We start from the raw sequence: 20,863 nt of genomic DNA, 5'->3' as shown, positions 1-20,863 counted from the left end.
TAGTAATATCTCTGTTATTCCTCAGATCCACCCAATGGTAGATTGGAAACTGCACAAAGATTGCCTTCCTCCCGTAATTCCGCAATTATCTGTAGACAAACGACCGCAATCTGTAGACGATCGCACCATTATGAACAGCAAATCAGGTCAGGAATTGAACTGTCGGATTGATTCTGCATATTTTTTGCCGATAGGCAAAGACACCTCTCCGAGGAATAATTTACTGGTGTGAATGGCCGATATCTTGGTGGTATTCACAATGAAGGAGTTGTGAATACGGATAAAAGAATACCTGGATAGCACTTCTTCCATCCCGCGTAAATTCATCCGCGTTAAGAGCGGCTGAGCACGATTGACCAGATGGATCTTCACATAATCTTTCAATCCTTCGACATAGCTGACGTCTTCCACTAAGATCTTGATTTTTTGATATTCTACATTGATGGTAAAATAATCACTCACTTGGCTTTGCACGGCATTCTTCGTCAGCTCTAATCGGGCAGACACCTTCTCCAGCGCAATCTCCAATCGCTCTCTACGAATCGGCTTGGTGAGGTAATCGACTACATTTAATTCAAAACCTTCAACGGCATATTGGTGGTAAGCGGTGGTAAAAACCACTAAAGGGATGTTCTCCAAACTCCTAATAAACTGCGTGCCTAATATCTCGGGCATTTGGATATCGGTAAATATCAAATCAACATCATGCGTTCGCAAATATTCTCGAACGGGCAACGTGCTGGTGAACTTGGCTAACACTTCGACGTTCGGAAACATGGACAGATCATCTTCCAACAGGTTCAACGCAAAGGGCTCATCGTCTATTAAAATACACTTAATTACCATGGCATGTTATGTTCACTGATACATTGAAAAAACCATTCTCCTTCGTGATCAACAGTTCATGTTTGTCTGGATATAATAGCTCCAGCCGTCTTTTGACATTACTCAGGCCTATCCCTGTACTATCTTCCTTAATCGATTGTATCAAAATTTTGTTGCTAGACTGAAAGATAATTCGATCAGCAGTAGTTTCGAAACGAAAATAGATATCGGGGGATGTCTCGCTGTCGACGCCAAATTTGAAAGCGTTTTCGATAAAATGGATAAATAACAAGGGGTGAATCCAATGGTTTTGGAGATCTGGCGCCACGGATAGTTCGACCCGACCTTCGACTGGGAATCGTAGTCTTTGCAGCTCCATAAAATTTTTGATATGCTGGATTTCCATTTGCAACTCGACTCGATTGTCGCCCACGTCATATAGGATATAGCGCAGTATTTCGGACAGTTTAAAGATGGAGTCTTCGGATTCGAGCGGTTGCTTGCGCACTTGCCATCTGATATTGTTGAGCGTGTTGAACAAAAAGTGAGGGCTGATCTGTAGTTTCAACAGATTGAGCTCGGCGGTGGTTTTTTGCAACTGAATTTGCTTATTCAGTTCTTTTTGTCTGTCCTGCTCATTGTAAAAAAACAGCATATTGCCAATGATAACACATAGAAAATAAATAATACTCGGACCAACAATTAATCGGATGACCACTAAACCTTCACGCTCCATTTTGGCAAAATCACCATTTGGATTATAGGCTATCAGAAGGTAATTGATCGCGATATAGCACAGCAGGCCAGCGATCGTAAAGAGAATAAACTTGGCGCGCTGGTGAAAGAAAAATTTGGGAGCGACGTATTTGCTGAGCAGATAGAAACTGGAGCACAGGAAAGATACATTCATCGCATGAGATTTGAGTAGGTACGGATCAAAATCGCGCATCTTCTCCGGTTCGTACAGATAATTTACAAACGGGAGTGTAAATATCATAAACCACACAAAGATGTGAACGTAATAGTTTCTGAAGAAATGAGCAATCATAAGTTGTACATGCTAGTATGCTGTGCGGTGTAATCTAAAGAGTTTTTCGGATAAAATGCATATCTGTGTTCAAAAAAATAGATTTCACACCGCGGTTGTTTTCCTCGAGATCATGGTTTATCAATACCAAGACATAGGGGTGCAGCATTTCTTATTCATGAAATACTTCCGACCTGAGAAAGATAAGCGAGACTACTTATTGATACCAAAAAGAAGAACTAAGCATTATTTCATTGCTCATAATAGCACTTATTATACAGATAGAACAGTAATACGCCGCTGGCAAAGCTAATATTAGACACTTACGACGGCAAATAATATTACTTCATAAAATCATTTTTTATCAACATGCCAAGCAATTGTTTTATAAATAGTTGAAAATCAATATTTTTAAATAACATATTTACATTAACTAAAAATTAGATTATGGATTTTTTTCTTTTCATTATGTTTAATGACACTTTTAAACTGTGCTAAGGACGACAAAAACGTTTATGCAGCTGTTTCAATCCTATCCTTGCCAAATTTAAAAGCCAATTCTGTAGGTGAAGCTCGGGTATTTCTAGAAAATACCGCCATTACCGATAATTCGGATCTATTATCAAATAGTGGGGATTCGAGAGCATCAACAGTTGCAAATATCCAAGAGAAGGAAGATTTAGCATGGCCTACAGTTAAATGGGGCTTTAGTACCGGTTGTAAAATCAAGCCTGGTGTCTTTATAATCTTTGACGCACTCGAAGAAGAATTACCAACTATTAGATTGGAATCATCCAATGCGAAGATTTACTACATCGATGACGATAAACTGGTATTTGAACCATTAGTTAGAGGCGAAGGCCTTACTTCTGATTCATACTATCAGCAACTATGTTCCGGTTTCTTCCAAGTTGGCTATAAAACCGGGCATTTATTTAGGAATACCGGAGGGGGGCATTGTTGATTTAGTTAAAATCAACTAATCTAATTTTCTACAAATTGCCAAGGATCATTATATTTCTCATATCTGTATTCACATTTAGTATTTTCTGCTCTTGTGATAACAGGATGTATGGAATAAAGAAATGAGAGGTTTTTGATGAATCCTTATGCAATCAATCATTGCATAGTATGATCCAAGATTACACAGGATCCTACTATGCAATAGTTAGTCACGAAGATGAGTTTAAAAATTACCATATCGACTATAATAATCTTGGTGATAAAAATATTAAACGACCCATTCAGATTTTATACTTCAAGGAGGATTCTCTGCTTTCGTTTCGGGCAAATTGTTATGCTAAAGGCAATATCTTTGGGCAATTGGATTGGAACTATGATGGTGCTTTGACTCCTTTGTTCCAGAAAGTACCATCCATATAGGAACGAATACGCCCTTTTTAAAAAAGCTAAACGAGATATATAATATTTCTCATGAAAAAAGAATGGATGTTACGATCCTCTTTTTTTTGAATAATATGTTTCTAAAACAGGCGAAAAGTGCTTTTGAAACTATTGTCAAAAATATACATACTCATTCCATTCTCTCTGATGGTATCACCATAATTTTAATCAACACGGACAAACCCTATATTAATTTCTTTAATTAAGATTAGAGGTTTCTCCTTAAGAGAGTTCTAAAATTCTTTCTCTATTGAATATTATTCAGTGATTTTGTAAATAAGGAAACCTAAGCATTTATATTAACCCAACTCATGTTGTATTCGGTTTTTTACCAGGTTTGGAGTTACTTGAGGAGAGATCAAAGCGGTATGCATTATCACTAGATCATATTATTTCAAGAAGGCACAAGTGATAAACTACGACATTTGTAGCTAAATTACTACATGAAAGATAATTAATTATTAATTAGGTTTTAATTTTCTTTAAATTGTGAAAAAAAATAAAACCTATTGCCATGAAAAAGACACTAAAACTACTGCTGTTGTTAAGTTTTATTACCACTGTATCATGTAATAAATCATCTACACAACAAACGATTGAAGATGAAATGGCTGAAGAAGCCAAAACCTTATTAGATGTATCTGCTAAAGAAGGCGGTAGAACCACCTATACTCCTGGCCAAGGAGTGAGCTTCAGAGCGGAAGACAATGTATACGTAAAAAGTGCTTTGGCCATACATATAGCCAAAGAAAATGCAAACGTCACATTACCCTTGTTTAAAGGGATCTCTCCTACAGGTAAAGAGGTATATTATATCATTACCGAAGCGTCGGATTATAATGTGGCTAACCAGATGGGGGTTAATTATGCGCCCAAATTAATTCATGCTATCGGTTCTGGCGGTGAGCAATATGTGACGCTTGAAAATGGCCACATGAAGTTTAAAGGAAACGTAGATTTTTCCCCAGTTAGACAGGTTGTTGCTGGCGATGCGCCCAATTACTTCCCGCCAAAATCCATCGCGGCAGGAGCTGTCGCTGATGCCGAGTGGTCATCTATCGTCGTATTGCCTAGTAAACAAGTATTAAATGCCCAAATCATCAGTAATGAAACGGGAGATCACGACCGTCTTGTCAGTAAAGATTTAGCGAAAATGTCTGCAACCCTATCCATCTTAGATGGATTTCAAGGTGGTAAGCAATATTTTTTCCACCTAGTTACTGATGCATCTGCCGAATTGCCTGCCGCGTTGGAACAAGGTGTAAATGCCCCTAAACTATCTAAAATAGCTGCGTTTGGTAAGTCGCTACCTACCGATAAATCTGCTTTATTGGGTTTTTCTCCGAATGCAAATGGTCTTACTGATGTCAGTACAGGACAAGGCCAGGGCTTCAGTTATTCCATTCGTAATGGCGGAATAGATCCTATTAATGTATTTCCCGTAGGCCCAACGAATACCGTGCAATCGGCTGCCACGAATAATTACAGTCCACTATGGGATGCCCATGTATCGCTATGGACACAAAAAGCTTTTGATGAAGGTAAAGTGCGTAGAATAACCTCTTTTGAAGATCAAAAAGAATTGATTAGACAAGGGTATATAACGAGCTTAGCGGACGAAGGAACGGTGAATGAGTTTACGGGGTTAATTCCTGTGGGTCTCATCATTAATTGCCCAGTAATTGCGCATCCAACTATTGTTAATTAAAAAGACTTTCTACGTTCGGAACATACATCCTATTACACCCGTATGTTCCGAACTTAGTTACTATACCCTATTCAGCAAGACAAGCAACGCCTATCTCCCTTTTCAACAGCTCACTGCTTTCTTTTTCGTGAGCATGTAGACGCTTGTCTAATTCCATTTTTTCTACGTTAGGATGGAAAGTACATTATTAATGAAGATCGTATTCTTTTCCTTGTCACGGTGGTTTAATAATACAATTATATAGGGGTTTTGGGGCGAAAATGTGTTATATTTGGGTGTAATAAAGGCTACTGACACTATCAAGAATATATTTGTGAAAAAACGTATCGCTATCTTTGCTTCAGGATCAGGTTCCAATGCTCAAAAAATCATGGAACATTTCAAATATTCGGACCTCGCCGAGGTAGCTATTGTGTTAAGTAACAATCCAGATGCTTACGTCTTACAACGAGCCGATAATTTTGAGATCCCATCGCATGTATTCGACAAAACGGTATTCTACCAGACGGATGAAATCGTGGATATACTCAAGCGATTGGAAGTAGATATAGTCGTGCTAGCGGGCTTTTTATTATTAGTCCCTGAAAATTTATTGCATGCTTTCCCCAACAAAATCATCAACATTCACCCCGCCTTATTACCCAAATTTGGTGGCAAAGGCATGTATGGCGACCGCGTACACAAAGCCGTGATGGCCGCTGGCGAAAAAGAACATGGCATCACGATCCACTTCGTGAACGAACATTTTGATGAGGGCGAAGTTATTTATCAAGGCCGTTTTGCGGTGGATGCAGAGGACACGCTGGAGATTATCAAATTTAAAGGACAGCAATTGGAGCATCTACATTATCCCAAAGTAATCGAAAACTTGCTCAAGAAATACAACTAAATAATTCATTTATTGTTACCTTTGCGGCTTCATAAACAGAAGATAATGAACCACGCCGTAAAGATTAAAAATGCCTTGGTTTCCGTTTATTACAAAGACGGATTGGCCCCTCTTATTGAGTTGTTGAACAAATATGGAGTTACCTTCTATTCTACAGGTGGTACTGAATCCTTTATTCGGGATCTAGGTATTGGCGTAGAACGTGTAGAAGACCTGACTTCGTATCCATCTATATTGGGTGGCCGCGTAAAGACTTTGCATCCGAAAGTATTCGGCGGAATCCTTTCTCGCCGTCCATTGGAGAGCGACAAAGAGCAGTTGGCACAGTACGAAATTCCAGAAATTGACTTGGTCATTGTGGATTTGTATCCATTCGAAGAAACCGTAGCATCTGGCGCATCAGAAGCTGATATCATCGAGAAGATTGATATTGGTGGCATTTCTTTGATTCGTGCTGCCGCAAAGAACTTCAACGACGTGGTGATTATTTCTTCGAAGAATGATTATCAAGAATTGGAAGAAATCCTAGCTGCACAAGCTGGAGTAACTACCTTGGAGCAACGTAAATCATTCTCGAAGCGCGCTTTCAATACCTCATCTCATTACGATACAGCGATTTTCAATTATTTCAACCAAGAAGATCCACTGCCGGTATTCAAACAATCTGCGCAACAAAGTCAAGTACTTCGCTACGGAGAGAATCCGCATCAGCAAGGTGTATTCTATGGCGATCTGGACAAGATGTTTGACAAATTAAATGGGAAAGAACTTTCCTATAACAATTTGGTCGACGTAGATGCAGCGGTAGCAATTATCGATGAATTCGAAGATCCTACCTTTGCGATCTTAAAACATACGAATGCCTGTGGCGTAGCTTCTCGCCCAACGGTGAAAGAAGCATGGACTGCGGCATTGGCCTGTGATCCTGTTTCTGCTTTTGGTGGTGTATTGATCACTAACGTAACGGTTGATGCGGCAACGGCAACAGAGATAAATCAATTGTTTTTTGAGGTATTGATCGCACCAGCATACGATCAAGATGCACTAGAGATCTTGACAGCGAAGAAAAACCGCATTATCTTGAAGCGCAACGAAGTAAAATTACCAGCGCAGCAATTCAAAACGTTGTTGAATGGGGTGATTTTGCAAGATAAAGACAACACCGTGGAAGGCCCGGAATTGATGACGACGGTAACGGAAAAACAACCTACCGAAGCGCAATTAGCGGATCTATACTTCGCGAATAAGATCGTGAAACATACCAAATCGAACACGATTGTATTTGCAAAAGACAATACCTTGATCGCTTCTGGCGTGGGGCAAACTTCACGTGTAGATGCGTTGAAGCAAGCGATTGAAAAAGCAAAAGCATTTGGCTTTGATATCAAAGATAGCGCAATGGCATCGGATGCGTTCTTCCCTTTTCCAGATTGTGTGGAGATTGCCGGAGAAAATGGTGTAGCAGCGGTATTGCAACCAGGCGGCTCGATCAAAGATCAACTGTCGGTAGATATGGCCAATGAAAAAGGCATTGCCATGGTGATCACGGGTGTGCGTCATTTCAAACACTAATCGCTATTTATAGGATCGTTATACAAATCCCTTCCTTCAACAGGAAGGGATTTTTGTTTACCACCGTTTTTAGTGACTCGGTATTTCACTTTTTCCTTTCCAATTCCCTATTTTTGCGCTAACATGTCAGACTTAAAATACAATCAACGAGGTGTCTCGGCCGGAAAAGAGGACGTACACAATGCGATCAAAAACATTGATAAAGGACTCTATCCGCAGGCTTTCTGCAAAATCATTCCAGATATATTGGGCGGTGATGCAGATTGGTGCAATATCATGCATGCCGATGGTGCAGGCACCAAATCTTCGTTGGCGTATGTATATTGGAAAGAGACTGGCGATGCGTCGGTATGGCGCGGCATTGCGCAAGATGCGATTATTATGAATCTGGATGATTTGTTGTGCGTAGGCGCAACGGATAATATCTTGCTATCGTCCACGATCGGACGTAATAAAAACCTGATCCCGGGTGAAGTGATCGCAGAGATTATCAATGGTACAGAAGAGATTCTGGCGGAATTGCGTGAGATGGGCATTGGCATTTATTCTACTGGTGGCGAAACGGCTGACGTAGGCGATATTGTACGCACAATCATCGTGGATAGTACGGTGACTTGCCGCATGAAGCGCGAAGAGGTAATCTCAAATCACACGATCCAAGCGGGCGACGTGATTGTCGGTTTGGCTTCTTATGGGAAAGCAACGTACGAATCGGCTTACAATGGCGGCATGGGATCCAACGGATTGACTTCGGCACGCCACGATGTGTTTAACAAAGCTATCGCAGAGAAATATGCAGAAAGCTTTGACCCAGCTGTTCCTTACGATTTAGTTTTTAGTGGCAGCCGTTCATTAACCGATAAAATTGCGATTGGTGATGGTCAAGAGGTGACGGCCGGACAATTGGTCTTGTCACCAACACGTACCTACGCGCCAGTGATCAAAAAGATCTTGGATCAGCATCGTGCACAAATCCACGGCATGGTACACTGTTCTGGTGGTGCACAAACCAAAGTACTGCACTTTGTAGACGATGTACATGTGATTAAAGACAACTTGTTTCCAATCCCACCACTTTTTGAACTGATTCAGCAAGAATCGGGTACAGATTGGCAAGAAATGTATAAAGTCTTCAACATGGGGCATCGAATGGAATTGTACGTTCCGCAGGAATTGGCTGCTGATATTATCGCGATATCCAAATCATTTGATATTGACTCGCAGATCATTGGACGTGTAGAAGCAGCAGATAAAAAACAAGTAACTATTCAGTCGCCTTACGGCGAATTCGTATACCATTAAGGTATCCTACATAGCGTATGGCGAAAGAGAAAAAGATCATAGGCCGCACGGAGGTGGTAGACCTACCAGAATTGGGACTCTACAATGTGCCTGCAAAGATTGATACAGGAGCAGAAACTTCGGTGGTACACTGCGAAGATATGCAAGTGCTCGAAGAAGATGGGCACTTATATATCTTAGCGCATATCGCGGCATCGGACGATTCGGATGATACGATGGAGATCCGATTTCCGGTACACCGGGAGCGCACAGTGAAAAGCTCTTTTGGACAATCGGAAACACGCCATATTTTTAGGACAAAAATCAAAATATTCAACGCATTATACGATATCAAACTATCTTTCAGGGATCGATCTGCGATGACCTATCCCATGTTGCTAGGCAGAAATTTTATCGCTGGAAAATTTTTGGTTGATGTATCAAAAAGAAACCTAGGGCAAAATTTGCGCTAAAACTTATCCACTCATTCTTTGTTTTCATAAAAAACTACGTTTTGAAAATTGCCATTTTATCGAGAAATAAAAATTTGTATTCTACCAGACGTCTGGTAGAATCAGCTCAGGCACGCGGTCACGAATGTGTGGTAATCGACCATAGCAAATGCTATGTCGGTATACAGCAAGACAAGCCTAGTATACATTATAAAGGACAAGACATTGCCGGTATCGACGCGATCGTGCCACGAATTGGTTCGTCGGTCACCTTTTACGGATCAGCGATTGTTCGTCAATTTGAGGTGATGGATGTCTTGTCGGCCAACCCAAGTCAAGCGATTACTCGCTCGAGAGATAAATTGCGCTGTATGCAGATTCTTTCGGGAGCAGGTTTAGGACTTCCAATCACGGGTTTTGCGCGTACCGCTTCGGATGTAGACGATCTGATCAGCATGGTGGGCGGTGCTCCGCTAGTGATCAAATTACTGGAAGGCACGCAAGGAATCGGTGTCGTATTAGCCGAAACTAAGAAAGCGGCATCTTCGGTAATTGAAGCATTCTATGGGTTGGGAAATAACATTTTGATCCAAGAGTACATCAAAGAATCGAAGGGTTCGGATATCCGCGCTTTTGTGGTGGATGGTAAAGTGGTTGGCGCGATGAAGCGCACGGCGAAAGAGGGCGAATTTCGCTCTAACCTACATCGGGGCGGTAGTGCCCAAATCATTAAGCTGACTCGCAAAGAAAGAGAAACGGCGATCTCTGCTGCCAAAGCAATGGGACTGACCGTAGCTGGTGTAGATATGCTAGCTTCGGATCGCGGACCACTAATTCTGGAGGTAAATTCATCACCAGGATTGGAAGGCATCGAAGTAGCTACAGGTAAAGATATTGCCGCAGAAATCATTCAATACTTGGAACGACAACACGAAACTAAAATGGCACTAAAGCCAGCCATACGTGTAAAGCGTACCGTAAAAAGAGAAAGCAAACTTTAACGGTTTGCTTTCTCTTTTTACTTTCTAATTTGCTTGTACCACCACTTTAGCTTCACAATACGTCCTGTTCTAGCTAAACTGAACTTTCTCTAATACAATCATTAGTATTAACCTATATACCTTGCAAAGGTTTCAGCCTTTTGCCGTTCGTTCTTAATGTCTACTGATTTTAGTCTATAGGATTGACCATTTTTCTGATCCAATAGTTGCTTAATAGTTCACCGCTACTTCACCACTACACCATTAGTTCACGGAGAGTGTACTATAAGTGTACTAAAGGCACCTGGCTAGTAGATGAGCGCTTCTAGGAAAGCTCTGGTAAAGCTGTATATAATATCTAGACTATGTGGTGTGGGAAGATAAACTTGCTAAAGCTTCTTTGTTACAAAAATATTTACACAAAAAAAGCCCTTGCAATTTTGTTGCAAGGGCTTTATTATAAAATTAGGCACCGACCTACTCTCCCACCTGTTACGGCAATACCATCGGCTCTGGCGGGCTTAACTACTCTGTTCGGAATGGGAAGAGGTGGACACCGCCGATATAGGCACCTGAATATCTTTATTTCGTATCGAGTATATAGTAGTGCGTATCGAGATCAATCTCTATTGGCAGTACGTATATCCCAGTACAAAAGAATATCGTGACATATATTTGAAAGAAAGAAGGACAGTAAGAAAATATAATCTGCATACCATTCACTATTGCTAGCGTAAGAAACACAGGAAACAACAGAACACGTTTTCTATCATTGCGAAAGCTTCGGGCTATTAGTATCACTTGGCTATGGTATCTCTACCTTTACACCTATGACCTATCAACGTAGTCATCTTCTACGACCCTATAAGGAAGTCTCATCTCGTGGCTAGTTTCGCACTTAGATGCTTTCAGCGCTTATCTATTCCCGACGTAGCTACCCAGCCGTACACCTGGCGGCATAACTGGTTCACCAGCGGTCAGTCCATCCCGGTCCTCTCGTACTAAGGACAGATCCACTCAAACTTCCAACGCCCACAACAGATAGGGACCGAACTGTCTCGCGACGTTCTGAACCCAGCTCGCGTGCCACTTTAATGGGCGAACAGCCCAACCCTTGGGACCTTCTCCAGCCCCAGGATGTGACGAGCCGACATCGAGGTGCCAAACCTCCCCGTCGATATGAGCTCTTGGGGGAGATCAGCCTGTTATCCCCAGAGTACCTTTTATCCTTTGAGCGATGGCCCTTCCATACAGAACCACCGGATCACTATGTCCGTCTTTCGACCCTGATCGACTTGTTGGTCTCACAGTCAAGCGGGCTTATGCCATTGCACTCCACGTACGGTTACCAAGCGTACTGAGCCCACCTTTGAAAGCCTCCGTTACCTTTTTGGAGGCGACCACCCCAGTCAAACTACCCACCAAACAATGTCCTCGGCTAAACCGAGTTAGAAACCGAATACAGAAAGGGCGGTATTTCAAGGTTGATTCCACGACTCCTAGCGAAGCCGCTTCAACATCTCCCGCCTATCCTACACATCCTGTATCCAATTCCAATGTTAAGCTATAGTGAAGGTTCATGGGGTCTTTCCGTCCCGTTGCGGGTAATCGGCGTCTTCACCGATACCACAATTTCACCGAGCTCATGGCTGAGACAGCGCCCAGATCGTTACACCATTCGTGCAGGTCGGAACTTACCCGACAAGGAATTTCGCTACCTTAGGACCGTTATAGTTACGGCCGCCGTTTACTGGGGCTTCGATTCAATGCTTCTCTTACGATGACATCCCCTCTTAACCTTCCAGCACCGGGCAGGTGTCAGGCCTTATACTTCATCTTTCGATTTTGCAAAGCCATATGTTTTTGCTAAACAGTCGCCTGGGCCTTTTCACTGCGGCTTCTCCATCGCTGGAGGAAGCGCCCCTTCTCCCGAAGTTACAGGGCCATTTTGCCGAGTTCCTTAGCCATGATTCACTCGAGCACCTTAGGATTCTCTCCTCGAACACCTGTGTCGGTTTGCGGTACGGGTTTTATATACCTGAAGCTTAGCGGGTTTTCTTGGAAGTCTGATTACCTGCACTATCAGCGCCGCCGAAGCTTTGCTGTACTATCGTGTTTCAGCACAGTCTGCGGATTTGCCTACAGTCTGTATACCTACGCACTTCAACGAACTATTCCGTCAGTTCGCGGCAGTGTCACTACTCCGTCACCACATCGCAGTATATAAAAGTACGGGAATATTAACCCGTTGTCCATCGGCTACCTCCTTTCGGATGCGCCTTAGGCCCCGACTAACCCTGATCCGATTAGCGTTGATCAGGAAACCTGGTTCTTTCGGTGGGCGGGTTTCTCACCCGCCTTATCGTTACTTATGCCTACATTTGCTTTTCTATAATCTCCACAATAAGTCACCTCACTGCTTCTCCGACGATAGAATGCTCCCCTACCAGACATACATCTTTCAGTATGAATCCATAGCTTCGGTAATACACTTGATGCCCGTTTATTATCCACGCCCGGTCGCTCGACTAGTGAGCTGTTACGCACTCTTTAAATGAATGGCTGCTTCCAAGCCAACATCCTAGCTGTCTGGGCAACCGGACCTCGTTAGTTCAACTTAGCGTATATTTAGGGACCTTAGCTGATGGTCTGGGTTCTTTCCCTCTCGGCCTTGGACCTTAGCACCCAAAGCCTCACTGCCGGCCATATCTTGTAGCATTCGGAGTTCGTCTGGATTTGGTAGGATTTGACTCCCCCGCACCCAATCGGTAGCTCTACCTCTACAAGACTCTATGCCGACGCTGTTCCTAAAAACATTTCGGGGAGTACGAGCTATTTCCCAGTTTGATTGGCCTTTCACCCCTACCCTCAGGTCATCCGGAAACTTTTCAACGTTTATCGGTTCGGTCCTCCATTACATGTTACTGCAACTTCAACCTGCCCAAGGGTAGATCACAAGGTTTCGCGTCTACCTCATCCGACTATGCGCCCTATTCAGACTCGCTTTCGCTTCGGCTGCGTCGCTTAACGACTTAACCTTGCCGGACAAGAGTAACTCGTAGGCTCATTATGCAAAAGGCACGCCGTCACGGAATAAATCCGCTCCGACCGCTTGTAAGCACACGGTTTCAGGTTCTTTTCACTCCCCTGTTCGGGGTTCTTTTCACCTTTCCCTCACGGTACTAGTTCACTATCGGTCTCTCAGGAGTATTTAGCCTTACCGGATGGTGCCGGCAGATTCAAGCAGGATTTCTCCGGTCCCGCCCTACTCAGGATACCACTATGCTGTCATTCTTTACCTGTACGGGGCTATCACCCATATCGCGCAGTTTCCCACCTGCTTCCAGTTCATAGCGACAATGCAATGTCGTGGTCCTACAACCCCATAATTGCCGTAACAACTATGGTTTGGGCTCTTTCGTGTTCGCTCGCCACTACTTACGAAATCATTATTATTTTCTCCTCCTACGCTTACTTAGATGTTTCAGTTCGGCGCGTTCGCGTATTATACAACTAGTCTTCTACTAGCTAGGTTGCCCCATTCGGAAATCCACGGATTAATTCACATATGCTAATCCCCGTGGCTTATCGCAGCTTATCACGTCCTTCATCGCCTCTGAGAGCCTAGGCATCCCCCGTGTGCCCTTTGTTACTTTCTTCAAATCCTCTTTCCGCTTTTGCTCGGAAGGGACGATTTTTCTATACAACTCCGAAAAGTTGCACAGATATGCTCTGTTGTTTCTTTTCTTGTGTCTTCTTTCTCTCAATATGTCAAAGAACGTTTTTCCTGTAGATATATATACTATATCGCCGTTTCTAATGTGCCTATATACTATATATTACCACTTGGAATAGTGGAGAATAACGGAGTCGAACCGTTGACCCCCTGCGTGCAAGGCAGGTGCTCTAGCCAGCTGAGCTAATTCCCCATCGTGTAAGATTGTGTTTGGTAGTCCCGAGCAGATTTGAACTGCTGACCCCTACATTATCAGTGTAGTGCTCTAACCAACTGAGCTACGGGACTAGCTTTATATATCTCTTCTCGGGGATACTACCTAACCGTATATCTTTAGATATAGGGTGGGTGCTGTATTTCCTTCTTGTGTGTTCTATCTTTAATGTATTTAAAGTAATGTCATGTGCGTGGTAAGCAATACGTTTCCGCATCTCTAGAAAGGAGGTATTCCAGCCGCACCTTCCGGTACGGCTACCTTGTTACGACTTAGCCCCAATTATCGGTTTTGCCCTAACACGCTCCTTGCGGTTACATGCTTTAGGCACCCCCAACTTTCATGGCTTGACGGGCGGTGTGTACAAGGCCCGGGAACGTATTCACCGCGTCATTGCTGATACGCGATTACTAGCGAATCCAACTTCACGGGGTCGAGTTGCAGACCCCGATCCGAACTGTGACCGACTTTTCGAGATTCGCATCCTGTTGCCAGGTAGCTGCCCGCTGTATCGGCCATTGTAGCACGTGTGTAGCCCCGGACGTAAGGGCCATGATGACTTGACGTCGTCCCCACCTTCCTCTCCGTTTGCACGGGCAGTCTGTTTAGAGTCCCCACCTTAACGTGCTGGCAACTAAACATAGGGGTTGCGCTCGTTGCGGGACTTAACCCAACACCTCACGGCACGAGCTGACGACAGCCATGCAGCACCTAGTTTCCTGTCCCGAAGGACTGATCTATCTCTAAATCATTCAGTAACTTTCAAGCCCGGGTAAGGTTCCTCGCGTATCATCGAATTAAACCACATGCTCCTCCGCTTGTGCGGGCCCCCGTCAATTCCTTTGAGTTTCACTCTTGCGAGCGTACTCCCCAGGTGGATAACTTAACGCTTTCGCTAAGACGCTAACTGTATATCGCTAACATCGAGTTATCATCGTTTAGGGCGTGGACTACCAGGGTATCTAATCCTGTTTGATCCCCACGCTTTCGTGCATCAGTGTCAATCAATGCTTAGACAGCTGCCTTCGCAATCGGTGTTCTGAGACATATCTATGCATTTCACCGCTACTTGTCTCATTCCGCCATCTTCAACATAATTCAAGCTATTCAGTATCAAAGGCACTGCATCGGTTGAGCCGATGTCTTTCACCCCTGACTTAAATAGCCACCTACGCACCCTTTAAACCCAATAAATCCGGATAACGCTTGGATCCTCCGTATTACCGCGGCTGCTGGCACGGAGTTAGCCGATCCTTATTCTTACGGTACATTCAGCTTCCTATACATAGAAAGGGTTATTCCCGTACAAAAGCAGTTTACAACCCATAGGGCAGTCATCCTGCACGCGGCATGGCTGGTTCAGGCTTGCGCCCATTGACCAATATTCCTTACTGCTGCCTCCCGTAGGAGTCTGGTCCGTGTCTCAGTACCAGTGTGGGGGATTCTCCTCTCAGAGCCCCTAGACATCGTAGCCTTGGTAAGCCGTTACCTTACCAACTAGCTAATGTCACGCGAGCCCATCCATATCCTATAAATATTTAAATACATTAACATGTGTTAACGTATTGTTATGCGGTGTTAATCCGAATTTCTTCGGGCTATCCCCCTGATATGGGTAGGTTGCTCACGCGTTACGCACCCGTGCGCCACTCTCAAATCGGGTAGCAAGCTACCCTCAGATCCCGTTCGACTTGCATGTATTAGGCCTGCCGCTAGCGTTCATCCTGAGCCAGGATCAAACTCTCCATTGTAAAATGAATTGTTCGACACCTAACTATTTATATAAAATAATTAGAAATTGTCTTTTTTTAATATCTAATCCGGAATCGTATTTTTTATTCTAGCTTTCTCATTTTCTTATTCCGTGACTTTCGCCGCCTCATTAGAATCTAATTAAGCTAAACTACTCACCACGCATCATGATCATTTCTTTAAAGAACTTGCTCGCCGCCGCATCGCGCTTTGGCCTTTATGTTTTACTCTTTCGAGCTTAACGTTTCATTTTGTTGCCCTTCCTCTCGGTTGGGATTGCAAAGGTAGGAATCTTTTCTGAACTTCCAAATTTATTTTGAAAATAATTTGAAGATCTCCCCGCTCCGAAAATCAAAATTATCATAGCCTAAACCATCATAAACCCTCTTTTCTATCTTTTCAACATCGTTCCTCCCTTGCGGAGTGGTGCAAAGGTAGAATAAAATTTCGCACCCCAAAAACATTTCTAACTCTTTTCTGTTTAACAATACCTAACTGCCTTATTTGTAGAGAGATTTTTTTAAAAGAGCATCGCTATTTATTAGCCCCTTTTCTAAACACCCAATATTTTTGCAGCGTAAAGTTGAATCCTAAAGAAACTACTAACTCTACTATCAAGCGGGTTATTTTGTAATCAATACCTGTAATTTCCGTCAAGAAAGGTGTTCCCTGAGATTTTAGCAGAATACTTCCAATGACCATCACGATGAATTTCCAAAGTTGATCGCCTACGGCGGTATTCTGATCTTTGAACGTCCAATACCGATTGATAGAGAAATTCACCACCGCACCTATAGCGCCAGATATGACTATCGAAGTGCTCACCGGCAAACCAAACAACTCTACCCCGCAGATCATGATCGCATAATCGACCATTCCACCTACAAAAGCAGATAGCTGGGCTTTAAAAAACTGTTTGACACCTTGAGCCATGTGGTACTATAACTACTATTTAGATATGTTTCTTTTCCGCAGCATCACGTTCATCGCCTAAGTTCATCAGTTTTTTTGTATCTACCAAATTGATGAAGAACAAGGCAACACAGATTAGGAATACAGCATATAGTATACTTCCTGGAACAAAAATTTCTAAAATAATCACCAAACAAAGGATTACTCGTACTTCCGTGGGGCCTAACAGTCCAGCATCGATCGTATACTTGTCTGTGATTTTATAACGAAGCTGACTGATGATCATGGCCCATCCGTACAAAGCGACTAATAAGAAACCCATGATTTCGTACTCAGACTCCACGTACAAGTGAAATCCTAATCCGATAAATACTGTGCTAATCCAATCCATCACAATATCCAGTGCAAAGCCATACCATTTCCGAGACTTATCGCGGTAGTACGCGATCCGGCCATCCAAAGAATCCCCAAACCATTGTACAAAAAAACCAAAGGGAGCCAACCATAGGTAATTTATTGTGAAATAATTCGCTAAAATAAAGCTAGCAAAGATGATCAGCGAACCTAATAAACCAATTGCCGTAAGACCGTCTGATGTAATGGATTGTGGTATGCGAGGAACGAGGTAACTGATGAACTTTTGCTCTGGCACACTCAATATATTAGTTCGTTTTCTGTCTGCAAAAAGTTTTGTATTTGTTTTCATAGTGATTTTATTAAAGCCAATGATGCTCCTTGTACCATTTGAGGCTTTCTGTAAGACCGGCTTCTAAATCGTAGCGCGGCTCAAAGTGTAATTCTTGTTTTGCTTTTGTGATATCGCATGCCCAACTGCCGGCGGTTATTTCCTTTAGCCGTTCTGCATACAACACAGGTGTTTTGGCAGAAGATTTATAGAGCCATTCTGAAATATGTGCAATTTGTTTTACGATGCCAAATGGCACGTGCAACCGCAACATTCTCTTTTTGGTGATCTGCTTAAATAGGTTTGCTAATTGATATCGATCATACACTTCCCCATCGGACATAGTATAGAAGTCCAACTTATTGGTTGGAAACGCCAAACTTTCTATCAGGAGATTTGCTAGATCTTTCACAAAAATAAAGGTCAGCGCTTGTGGATCCCGACCAATGTAGGCATCAATGCCTTTGTTTAAGGTCTGTAGCAGGATAAAGATATCTTTATCCTTTGGCCCATACACCGCGGTCGGCCGAAAAATGCGGATCGGCTTATCTGCGAATTGTTCACTGACCAATTGTTCCATACGCATTTTACTGCGGCCATATACAGTAACTGGTTGATAAGTGGAATTTTCGTCGATCAAATCACCGTTGTAGGATAATGGGCCGATTGCCGCTAGGCTACTTAAAATATGCACGCTGATTGGCGGATGTGTAATGGAAAAAGCAGCGTGTAGTAAATTTAGGGTGTAATCTACATTGACAGTCTGCATGTCGGATTCACGCTTAGCTTTTGTGAGCGCTGCAGCGTGAATGATATAGGTGTAGGATTCTTCTGCCAACCAGTCCTGTAGTTTCTCCACATCGGAAAAATCAGCCTCGATAAATTTGTCCACCAAGTGGGCAATATCCTCTATTTTGCTGGAGCGTCGGATTGTTGCATGAATAGTATAACCGGCTGTTTTTGCTGCATGTACCAGATGATATCCCACAAATCCACTGGCACCGGTTATTAACAGCTTTGGTTGCCTCATACCGATTTCTCGAACAAGCGATATCGCTTGTATAATTGTCCGTTTATCTGTTCGATAGCACTATTCATCAAATAATTACTATCCAACATCCAAGAACATTCTGCCCCTTTCAAGTTATATTGTTTTCCGTTTCTGATCAATCTTCCATAAAGGCAGGCTTCAATACCTAACTTTCTGTAAGGCTCTAATACACCTAACATCAATACGCGGACGTGATCTATCTTTTTCCGACCAAATAGCAATCTAAATATACCTGTTGGAAGTAATCGACCGCGCTTAATCTTAATCTGCACTTGATTGATATCTGGAACGCCCAGCGCAAACGCGATGATCTCGCCTGCTTTCTCTGCTACAATTACATAATGAGGATCCAAAATCATTTTCAGGTCTTTTGCCGTATGATTGAATTCTTCATCCGTCATCGGTACAAAACCCATGTTTTTGTCCCAAGCAGTGTTGTACACTGCTTTGATTTTCTGCGCTTCGTTTTTGAAGTCTTTGAGATTAATTTCCCTAAGGATAATCCCTGAACGTTTCAAACGTTCTTCCAAGCGATCCATTAAGTCCAATGCGCGACCATCAGCGGTAGCGGTATCAATATAATATGCGCGTAAATCTTCCTTCTTAGCAAAACCATAGTTGCCGATTAATTCTGCATAATACGGATAGTTATACGTCATCATCGCCATCGGCGGACGATCAAAACCTTCGATCAACAGACCGCAAGTATCATTGGTGGTCAAGTTAATCGGGCCTACGACCTGATTCCCTCCTTTTTCTTGCACCCACTTAGTCACCTGATCGAATAATGCGTTCGCCACTTCTTGGTCATTGATGCATTCGAAGAAACCAAAGTGACCTTCAGTAGCCTGTATGTACGCATTATGATTATTATTCCAAATGGCTACAATGCGCCCAGACAACACACCATCTTTATATGCTAAGAAAGGCTTTGCGCTAGAGTGTTTGTAAAATGGATGCTTATCAGATGATAATAAATCTTGTTGCCCCAAGAAAAGTTCAGGCACGTAATTTTTATCTCCCTGATATAGATCATGGGGAAAGTCTATAAAACGTGCGAGCTGTTTTTTATCTTTTACGGGTACAATTTCAATCATAGGTAGATAGGAGCTTTTAGCTCAATAACTCAACATCGGCTGCTTTGAAAATTTTTGCCATTTTCTCCACTGCTTCATCGATTTGGTCAAAAGTATGTGTTGCCATCAACGAGAAACGAATCAAAGATTCCTCGGCAGGTACAGCTGGTGACACCACTGGATTGACGAAAACGCCATCTTCCTGCAATGCTTTGGTTACCCAAAAAGTCTTTTCGTTGTCTCTGATGAATATCGGAAGTATCGGACTTTGTGTATCACCTAAATCAAAACCATTATCTAATAATAATTGCTTTGCATAATGTGTATTCTTCCAAAGCTTCTCGATATGCTCTGGCTCAGATTGTATAATATCTAGCGCTTTCAGTGTACAAGCCACAGACGCTGGCGTCATACTGGCACTGAACATGAGTGAACGCGCTTTGTGTTTTAAATATTCTATTACATCGGCATCCGCAGCAATAAAGCCGCCTAGAGAGGCTAAGGATTTGCTGAATGTACCCATGATCAGATCCACTTGATCAGTCAGTCCAAAATGATCTGCAGTACCTGCACCCAAATGGCCAATTACGCCTAAGCTATGTGCATCATCAACCATAACCGCCGCATCGTACTCCTCTGCAATTTTTACCATTTCTGGCAAATCTACGATATCACCTTCCATGCTGAAGATACCATCTGTGGCAATCATTTTAAGGCTTTCTTCCGGCAAACGAGAAAGTTTGGCACGTAAGTCTGCCATATCATTGTGTGCATATTTGATCACTTTGGAAAATGACAAACGGCTTCCATCAATGATAGACGCATGGTTGCGATCATCTAACAAAAGATAATCATTACGACCAGTAAGACAAGACAATGGGCCTAGGTTTGATTGAAAACCAGTACTGAAAAGGATCGCCGATTCTTTACCCACATAGCTTGCCAAACGTTCTTCCAATTCAATATGGATATCTAGCGTACCATTAAGAAAGCGAGATCCTGCACAACCACTGCCATATTTCTCCAACGCTGCTTGGCCGGCTTCCACGATACGTTGATCGGTAGTAAGCCCCAAATATGAATTGGATCCAAACATCAATACCCGTTTGCCATCAATAATGACCTCGGTATCTTGCCGAGATTGTATGGGGCGAAAGAAGGCATAAAGCCCTTTAGCTTTTAAATATTCAACTTCCGTAAACTGCGATATTCTACCGCTCAACTTTCCTTTGCTCATTCGATTGTGATGTGCTATGTACTATTCTGCACAGATGTTTATACTTTTTGAACATCCGGCTG

At 42.8% G+C, this 20,863-nt stretch carries 15 protein-coding genes, 2 tRNA genes and 3 rRNA genes; 8 read left to right on the top strand and 12 right to left on the bottom strand.

Features of this window, described 5'->3' with window-relative positions; translation table 11 throughout:
• Positions 1-147: 147 nt before the first annotated feature.
• Together AC3IRT_RS04580 and AC3IRT_RS04575 are read right to left on the bottom strand one after the other, a co-directional pair.
• Positions 148-846 carry a LytR/AlgR family response regulator transcription factor gene (locus AC3IRT_RS04580; RefSeq protein WP_489395253.1) on the bottom strand — a complete coding sequence of 233 codons (699 nt, stop codon included), beginning with the start codon at positions 844-846 and terminating at the stop codon, positions 148-150.
• Positions 836-1,822, bottom strand: coding sequence for a sensor histidine kinase (locus tag AC3IRT_RS04575; RefSeq protein WP_489395252.1), 987 nt, complete (start codon positions 1,820-1,822; stop codon positions 836-838). Before AC3IRT_RS04575 ends, AC3IRT_RS04580 begins: the two co-directional genes overlap by 11 nt.
• Positions 1,823-2,327: 505 nt before the next feature.
• Here AC3IRT_RS04575 and AC3IRT_RS04570 point away from each other — a divergent pair.
• The 8 genes from AC3IRT_RS04570 (at position 2,328) to rimK (ending at position 10,159) form a co-directional block, all read left to right on the top strand.
• Positions 2,328-2,816: a hypothetical protein gene (locus AC3IRT_RS04570; RefSeq protein WP_489395251.1), complete on the top strand. Its 489-nt coding sequence runs from the start codon at positions 2,328-2,330 to the stop codon at positions 2,814-2,816.
• Between the two features lie 167 nt (positions 2,817-2,983).
• Complete coding sequence (locus AC3IRT_RS04565) at positions 2,984-3,235, top strand: hypothetical protein (protein WP_489395250.1); 252 nt, start codon at positions 2,984-2,986, stop codon at positions 3,233-3,235.
• A 535-nt stretch (positions 3,236-3,770) separates the two neighbouring features.
• Entirely contained in the window at positions 3,771-4,964 is a 1,194-nt protein-coding gene (locus AC3IRT_RS04560) for a DUF7482 domain-containing protein (RefSeq protein WP_489395249.1), read from the top strand.
• Between the two features lie 313 nt (positions 4,965-5,277).
• Positions 5,278-5,853, top strand: a complete 576-nt coding sequence (purN, locus tag AC3IRT_RS04555; protein WP_489395248.1) for a phosphoribosylglycinamide formyltransferase — start codon at positions 5,278-5,280, stop codon at positions 5,851-5,853.
• Between the two features lie 45 nt (positions 5,854-5,898).
• On the top strand, positions 5,899-7,425 hold the full coding sequence (purH, locus tag AC3IRT_RS04550) for a bifunctional phosphoribosylaminoimidazolecarboxamide formyltransferase/IMP cyclohydrolase (protein WP_489395247.1): 1,527 nt from the start codon (positions 5,899-5,901) through the stop codon (positions 7,423-7,425).
• Between the two features lie 123 nt (positions 7,426-7,548).
• Positions 7,549-8,727, top strand: a complete 1,179-nt coding sequence (locus AC3IRT_RS04545; RefSeq protein WP_489395246.1) for an AIR synthase related protein — start codon at positions 7,549-7,551, stop codon at positions 8,725-8,727.
• Positions 8,728-8,744: 17 nt separating this feature from the next.
• Positions 8,745-9,179, top strand: a complete 435-nt coding sequence (locus AC3IRT_RS04540) for an ATP-dependent zinc protease family protein (protein ID WP_489395245.1) — start codon at positions 8,745-8,747, stop codon at positions 9,177-9,179.
• A gap of 41 nt (positions 9,180-9,220) precedes the next feature.
• Positions 9,221-10,159 carry a 30S ribosomal protein S6--L-glutamate ligase gene (rimK, locus tag AC3IRT_RS04535; protein ID WP_489395244.1) on the top strand — a complete coding sequence of 313 codons (939 nt, stop codon included), beginning with the start codon at positions 9,221-9,223 and terminating at the stop codon, positions 10,157-10,159.
• A 443-nt stretch (positions 10,160-10,602) separates the two neighbouring features.
• On the opposite strand, the gene rrf is transcribed toward rimK, so the two are convergent.
• From rrf to spt, 10 genes are all read right to left on the bottom strand, one after another.
• Positions 10,603-10,714 (bottom strand): 5S ribosomal RNA (gene rrf, locus AC3IRT_RS04530).
• 196 nt (positions 10,715-10,910) lie between these two features.
• A 23S ribosomal RNA gene (locus AC3IRT_RS04525) occupies positions 10,911-13,797 on the bottom strand.
• Between the two features lie 196 nt (positions 13,798-13,993).
• Positions 13,994-14,067 (bottom strand) — tRNA-Ala (locus AC3IRT_RS04520).
• 18 nt (positions 14,068-14,085) lie between these two features.
• Positions 14,086-14,162, bottom strand: a tRNA-Ile gene (locus tag AC3IRT_RS04515).
• Positions 14,163-14,311: 149 nt separating this feature from the next.
• Positions 14,312-15,839, bottom strand: a 16S ribosomal RNA gene (locus AC3IRT_RS04510).
• Together the 16S, 23S and 5S rRNA genes with 2 tRNA genes alongside form the textbook arrangement of a ribosomal RNA operon.
• A 535-nt stretch (positions 15,840-16,374) precedes the next feature.
• Positions 16,375-16,773, bottom strand: a complete 399-nt coding sequence (locus tag AC3IRT_RS04505) for a GtrA family protein (protein ID WP_489395243.1) — start codon at positions 16,771-16,773, stop codon at positions 16,375-16,377.
• 19 nt (positions 16,774-16,792) lie between these two features.
• A complete protein-coding gene (locus tag AC3IRT_RS04500) occupies positions 16,793-17,458 on the bottom strand; it encodes a CDP-alcohol phosphatidyltransferase family protein (protein ID WP_489395242.1) in 666 nt (221 codons plus the stop codon).
• Between the two features lie 10 nt (positions 17,459-17,468).
• Positions 17,469-18,467: an NAD-dependent epimerase/dehydratase family protein gene (locus AC3IRT_RS04495; protein ID WP_489395241.1), complete on the bottom strand. Its 999-nt coding sequence runs from the start codon at positions 18,465-18,467 to the stop codon at positions 17,469-17,471.
• Entirely contained in the window at positions 18,464-19,585 is a 1,122-nt protein-coding gene (locus AC3IRT_RS04490) for a hypothetical protein (RefSeq protein ID WP_489395240.1), read from the bottom strand. Before AC3IRT_RS04490 ends, AC3IRT_RS04495 begins: the two co-directional genes overlap by 4 nt.
• Before the next feature lie 16 nt (positions 19,586-19,601).
• Entirely contained in the window at positions 19,602-20,801 is a 1,200-nt protein-coding gene (gene spt, locus AC3IRT_RS04485; RefSeq protein ID WP_489395239.1) for a serine palmitoyltransferase, read from the bottom strand.
• Positions 20,802-20,863 lie beyond the last annotated feature (62 nt).

The sequence above is a fragment of the Sphingobacterium sp. KH_072 genome, assembly GCF_057837975.1.
Note: the sequence above shows the minus strand (reverse complement) of the source record. Positions and strands in the feature narration are given on the sequence as shown.